The organism is uncultured Helcococcus sp., assembly GCF_946998255.1.
GTDB lineage: Bacteria > Bacillota > Clostridia > Tissierellales > Peptoniphilaceae > Helcococcus.
Window position 1 is genome coordinate 1 of sequence record NZ_CAMPYN010000066.1, and the last position, 5321, is coordinate 5321.

Consider the following 5321-nt stretch of genomic DNA (forward strand, 5'->3'; position numbering starts at 1 on the left):
TACCTCTTCATTATTCATATTCGGTTAAGCAGGTTGGGCAAAACGTCCGTGTCACGAGCTAAAATGAGTGTAATGGTGCAGGTAGAAACTACAAATTAAAAGAAAGAGGGTAATAAAATGATATCTATAGGAATAGATATAGCAAAAGAAAAGTTTACAGTCTGTGCACTAGAACAAGGTAGCAAAATCATTTGGAAGCCTTTTGATGTTCATCTTAAGAAAACAAAAGTAGAAGAATTTTTAAAGAAACTAGATACTTTAAATGAAGAAGTAAAAATAGTTATGGAAGCAACAGGTAAATACCATTTTCCAATCCTCTATGAATTAAAAGACAAAGGATACTTTGTAAGTGTAGTAAATCCTTTAAAAATGAAACAGTTTTGTCGAGTACTTAACTTTAGAAAATCTAAAAATGATAATATAGATACCATACAAATAGCCGAATATGGTTTAATGTACTGGAAGGAATTACAAGAATACAAAGTGGATTCAGAAAATTTCAGAGTCCTAAAAGAATTAAACAGATCCTATCAGCACTATATGGACTTAAGAATTAATCAAATGAACTTCATAGACCTAACAATAGGCCAAACATTTTCAGGAATAAAAAAACTAATTCCACATGGATCTAATGATTTTTCAAAAGATAAACTATTAGACTTCTTAGAAATATGGTGGCATAAAGACATAATATTAGAAAAACCAGAAGAAAAATTTATAGAAGATTTTAAAAACTGGGCAAAAGAAAAGAGATACCATCCTAATGCTGATAAAGCTAAATCCATATACAAGCTTGCAGAGGAGAGTATCTCAACTCAACCTTCTAGTAACTCATATATAAAAATGAACATACAAGAAGGAATAGAATTGATAAAACATATAAATCAAATTCTACATACTATTTTATCACAAATGATAGAAATTGCCGAGCCCTTAGAAGAATATCAAGAAGCAAAGCAATTTTCAGGAATATCAGATAAATTAGCAGTGCAAATTACAGCAGAATTTGGAGACTTATCAAAATTTAAAAACAAAAAAAGTTTAATATCCTTTGTAGGAATAGATTCACCGCCATATGAGTCAGGGAATTTTAAAGCAGACCAGAGAAAAATAACAAAAAGAGGCAATGCAATACTAAGAAAAGTAGGTTATCAAGCTATGAAATGCATGATGAGTGCTAAAGATCCTGAAAATTATATATATCTGTATATGGTAAAAAAAGAAAAAGATGGAAAAGCTAAAAAAGTATGTAAATTTGCAGGACTAAATAAATTCTTAAGAATCTACTATGCAAAAGTCATGGCGTCAAAACAAGAAAAGAAGTTGTTAAAAGTAGCCTAGAATTAAGAATACAATAGTTAAAACAAGCCGATAATAACCGGCTTATTTGTTGTGCTCAAAGTTAAACTCTAAATATCAAGGAGAAAAAAATTAATTTATCTTTTCTCCTTGACTTTTGTTAGCAGGTTTTTTTGGGATATTATAAAGGCTGATTAATAGTGATATCCATATCTACTTATCCTCAAAAATTAACGAAAGGTCTATCGAAATAATCGACCTATCCTCAAAAATTACCGAAAGGTCTATTAAATCCATAGACCTATAATTAAAAAATAACGAAAGGTCTATCAAATCCATCGACCTATCCTCAAAAATTAACAAAAGGTCTACAAATTCAGAAAATCTTTCTCAAAACATATTATCTCCTCAAAACAATTTATCTTTCCAAAACACTCAAGCTCTTCAAAACTCCTACATTCCCAAACAATCAAATTCCTTTCCACAAAAATCCACATTCTATAAATTCAACAAATTATTCCTAAACAAATTTCCACACCACCATAGAACAAACGTTCTATATATGCTATAATTTTACTGAGGTAAATATGGATAAAGTAAGAGTGTGCCACATGGCTGATTTTCACTTGGATTCTAAGCTAAGTGGAAATAATGAAATTAATAAAGAAATTAATAAAAAGATTTTTTTATCTTTAGTTGAGATTTTTAAAATGCTAGAACTTTCAAAGGTCGACTTGGTCTTGATTGCTGGGGATTTTTATGAATCATCTTCTACAGATTTTGGACTTTTATCAAATATCAAGGAAGTTTTTGCTAAGTTTCCAGGAAAGATTGTTATCAGTCCCGGTAACCATGACTATGTAAGTATTGAATCTGCCTACCATGGACAATGGCCTTCTAATGTACATATATTTTTAAAAGAGGAAATAGAATTTATCGAGTTCACAGATTTAAATACTAGAGTTTATGGCTTTGCCTTTAATCATTCTCACATATATGAAAGAATACTGGGTAATTTTGATGGTTCACAAGTTGACCAGACTTTTATTAACTTGGGAGTTTTCCATGGTCAAATGGACCAAACTATGAATAGTTTTCATCCTATATTCAAGGAGGACATTGAAAATTCTAGTCTAGATTATATTGCCCTAGGGCATATTCACAAGAGAAGTCCTATTGAAAAGCTTGGAGATACCTATTATTCTTATTCAGGAAATCCGGTAGGAAGATCCTTTAATGAACAAGGACAAAAAGGAATCTATCTGGGCGATATATCTAAACAAAAAAATAATTTGCATTTTTATAGTGTAAATAATGGAGAATTTTATGATTTCACTATAGATATTAGTGATATAGAAGACAATGGTGAATTGGCAGAATTTATAAAAAAGAAATTGAAAGAGAAATTTTCCGATTCCTATTCTAAAAATTCTTATAGGATTTTCCTGCAGGGAGCAATTAAAAGTGACTTTCACCTAAACCTAGATTTAGTAAAAGAAAATCTTGGACATATAAACTACATTGAGTTTTACGATGAAACTAAAATTAGAATTGATTATGAAAGTTTAAGGCGTGAAAAAACTCTAAAGGGAATCTTTGTAGATAATGTGTTAAGTCTTGATTGTCCCCAAGAAGACAAAGATGCTATTTTAGACCTAGGAATGAAAACTTTTGAGGGCTTGCTATGATTAAAGAAATATATATTAAAAATTTTGGTAAGTTTCAGGATTTTAAACTTAAATTTAATACTGGAATAAATAATATAGTTGGAGATAATGAGTCTGGAAAGACAACCATCATGGACTTTATATTGATGGTATTTTATGGAGCTGGTTCAACTAGAAAGAAAAATCTTTTAGAAAACTTAAGAAAAAAATATGATCCCTGGAATGGCCAGCAAATGCAAGGCTATATAGTGATTACTAAAGATAATATAGACTACAGAGTGGAGAGAATTTTTAAATCTACAGATACTACAGACATAGTTAAAGTCTATAACAATACTACTGGTGAAGAAATTTATCTTGAAGATCCTAAGTATCCAGGAGTCCATTTTTTTTCTTTATCAAGGGATGCCTTCCAAAAGACTTTGCATATATCTTCAGAAGAAGTTGCTATCAGTAATTCTGGTAAAAGGGATGAAATAACTGAAAAGCTAATTAACCTTGTTACAAGTGGTGATGAGGATGTATCCTATAAAAATGCTATTGATAGTTTAAATAAGAAAATCCAAACTTATACTAGCCTAAGAGGTGATAAGGGTATCCTTGAAGAGGCTAAAAATGAACTTGAAGACCTATACTTAATGTTAGAAGAGGCCAAGAAGGATGAGAGAGACAAGCTCGCCCTAGTAGACCAAATAGATGAAATCAAACAAGAGAAAGAAAATATTGAAAAACATTTAGATAAATTAAAATTGCACAAGGAAAAGAAAAGAGAAAGGGATTCTATTGTAAGTCAAATTGATAAGTTAGAATACCAGCTAGCTCTGGAAGAGGAAAGGCTAGAAAACAACCAGTATAAGGACTTAGAAGAAGAGATAGCAGATAAAAATAGTAAGAATATTATCACAGATTTTAACTTGCTAGATGGGTCTCTTCTAATTGCCCTTATATTCCTTGTATTGAGTAAATTTTCAAATCTCATTTATATAGCTATTTCTCTTGCCTTCTTAATTTTATATAGCTATAACCAAAGTGTTAAAAAGAAAAATAAGCAAATAGATCTTGAAAAATTAAATGAAAGGTATAAAACTGACAAAGACAAGGCGAAAACTATATTTTCTAGAATAGACCTTTTTAAAAATGAGCTAAACTATATGAACCAGGCTGTATCTGAACTGGACTATGAAATATCAAGGAAGAATGTCCTAACTTATAATGAGATAGGCCAGGAAGTCTCAAAGCTTGAAGTTGAGTCTAAGACCCTGGAAGAAAATATAATTTCTATAGAATCAATGGCAAAGGAAAGGTACAGGGGCAAGGAAAATGTATCTAGTTTAGAAAAAGATATTGAAGTCCAAAAAGACCTTGTAAAAAAATTAGAAAAAGAAAAAAGTGTGTTAATTTCAACAAGAGAAATTATGGTAAAATCCTTCAAGGAAATAGAAAATGATTTTTCTAAAGATTTAAACCAGCTGGCATCTAAGATAATAGAGGAAATCACTGCAGGTAAATATGAAAAACTCCTAGTGGATGAAAATTACAATATTAGACTTTTAGATAAAGAGACTAATGAACTAAAATCTTGGAGGTATCTAAGTTCAGGAACTATTGACCAATTTTATTTGGCTATTAGACTAGCCTTGATAAATTTAATCATAGAAGAAAAAGAAAATAGGATCTTATTATTAGATGACATTTTTATGAGATTTGATAGTAATAGAAAAAATCATACAAAAAATATTCTTATAAAATCAATGAGAGAATTGGACCAAGTATTGATATTTTCAAATAAAGCCATAATTGAAAATGTTAATATTATAAATATATGATTTTAAAGTTATATTATAAAGCAGCCATACATTTTAAATGATATGGCTGCTTTATAGATTAAGTTTATGAATTTTTTATATTTTTCCAAGCTTTAAAATTTTGTAATTCTTCATGTAGTTTTTTTAAGACATTAGAGATTATATATACATCATCCGTGTAACCTATAAAAGGTATAAAGTCAGCGATTAGATCTAAGGGAGATAGAAAATATATAACTGCTGCCATAGCAGATATTATAAATCCCTTTGGTATTACAGTGTATTCTCTTTTAATATAGGCCTGGATAAGTTCTAGGAGCAACTTAAAATCTTCATAGATAGTAGAAAAAGTAGACTTATCTGATACTAGTCGATTTGCCTTGTCATAAGCTTCAGAAATATTTTCATCAGTTTTGTTTTGGTCATCTATCACTTTTTTACTATCTCGTTTAAAGTTTTCATATATCTTTTTAGCTTTTCTTGTATTAAAAATTAATTTTCTCATTTTCATAGTAACCTCTGCATTTCTTATATAATATATGTATACCTT

General features: G+C 29.5%; 4 protein-coding genes. 3 read left to right on the forward strand and 1 reads right to left on the reverse strand.

Going from position 1 to position 5321, the window contains the following annotated elements; genetic code table 11:
* Positions 1-117 precede the first annotated feature (117 nt).
* The 3 genes from Q0U66_RS05255 (at position 118) to Q0U66_RS05265 (ending at position 4792) form a co-directional block, all read left to right on the forward strand.
* Positions 118-1341 carry an IS110 family transposase gene (locus Q0U66_RS05255; RefSeq protein ID WP_297378305.1) on the forward strand — a complete coding sequence of 408 codons (1224 nt, stop codon included), beginning with the start codon at positions 118-120 and terminating at the stop codon, positions 1339-1341.
* A 545-nt stretch (positions 1342-1886) separates the two neighbouring features.
* On the forward strand, positions 1887-2987 hold the full coding sequence (locus Q0U66_RS05260; protein ID WP_297378308.1) for a metallophosphoesterase: 1101 nt from the start codon (positions 1887-1889) through the stop codon (positions 2985-2987).
* The gene (locus Q0U66_RS05265) at positions 2984-4792 is read left to right on the forward strand and encodes an AAA family ATPase (RefSeq protein ID WP_297378311.1); all 1809 of its coding nucleotides are present in this window, start codon (positions 2984-2986) and stop codon (positions 4790-4792) included. The genes Q0U66_RS05260 and Q0U66_RS05265 overlap by 4 nt, the downstream gene beginning before the upstream one ends.
* Positions 4793-4856: 64 nt before the next feature.
* Here the strand turns inward: Q0U66_RS05265 and Q0U66_RS05270 are convergent.
* Positions 4857-5321: YkvA family protein (locus Q0U66_RS05270; RefSeq protein ID WP_297378315.1), on the reverse strand; the 465-nt coding region annotated here is incomplete at its 5' end.